The sequence below is a fragment of the Roseomonas sp. TAS13 genome, from assembly GCF_001950415.1.
Taxonomy (GTDB): Bacteria; Pseudomonadota; Alphaproteobacteria; order Acetobacterales; family Acetobacteraceae; genus Roseomonas; species Roseomonas mucosa.
The window spans coordinates 1-757 of record NZ_BDLP01000761.1; the positions used below are offsets into that span (position 1 = coordinate 1).

The window sequence follows — 757 nt, forward strand, 5'->3', positions numbered from 1 at the left end:
CCAGGTGACGGCGGTTTCCACCGCCCGGGCGGTGGCGGCTTCGGTGCGCCGGCGGGCCGGTTCGTCGCGGGCATGGACGAGGGTGGCGGGCTGGCAGAAGCGGGCCCAGAGGGTGGTGTCGATCGAGGCCGGCCGCATCCGCCGCTCGAAGGCCCTGAGGGTCATGACCGCGACCTTGGCCCGGAGGGGCCCCCCGGGACCGTCGCAGCGCCAGTGGAGGACCTGCGGCGGCAGGACGGCGTTGAGGAGGGCGGGGAGCCGGCGCCGGTGGAAGGCGAGGTTTCCCGTCGTGAGCACGTAGAGGTCGAGCAGCCCCGCCGTTTCCCCGGTCCGGCGGCAGGAGCCGTAGAACAGCACCGCCGCCACCGCATCCCCGTGCCGGGCGACGATATCCTCCCCCAGGTGGCGCGCGGCGCGCATGGCGGGATTGGGGTCCGGCGGGAAGGCCAGTTCCGCCGCGACCAGGGCGGACAGGCTGTCCGGCGGGGTCATGGCATGGCGAAGGTGGCGGTGGCGGGGGCGGTGAGGACGAGCCCCTGCGGGCCGGGCTCGAAGACCTCGCCATCCAGCACGAAGGGTGTGTCGAGGCGCAGGGCGAGGCGGCCGGCGCGGCCGCTGGCATAGCCGGCGGCCGGCATCCAGGGGCGCTGCCGGCCCTGGCGGGCGGCCCAGACGGCGGCGGCCAGGCGGCGTGGCGGGGCCGCCACATCCAGCCAGTGCAGCGGCCCCGCCCCTTCGCCCGAGAAGGGCCAGAAGC

The 757-nt window shown here is 76.5% G+C and carries 2 pseudogenes; both read right to left on the minus strand.

Annotation, left to right across the window (positions count from 1 at the left end):
* A pseudogene (locus ROTAS13_RS25370) lies at nucleotides 1-492 on the minus strand (hypothetical protein); the annotation flags it as partial.
* A pseudogene (locus ROTAS13_RS27655) lies at nucleotides 489-757 on the minus strand (diacylglycerol kinase); the annotation flags it as partial. The pseudogenes ROTAS13_RS25370 and ROTAS13_RS27655, both read right to left, overlap by 4 nt.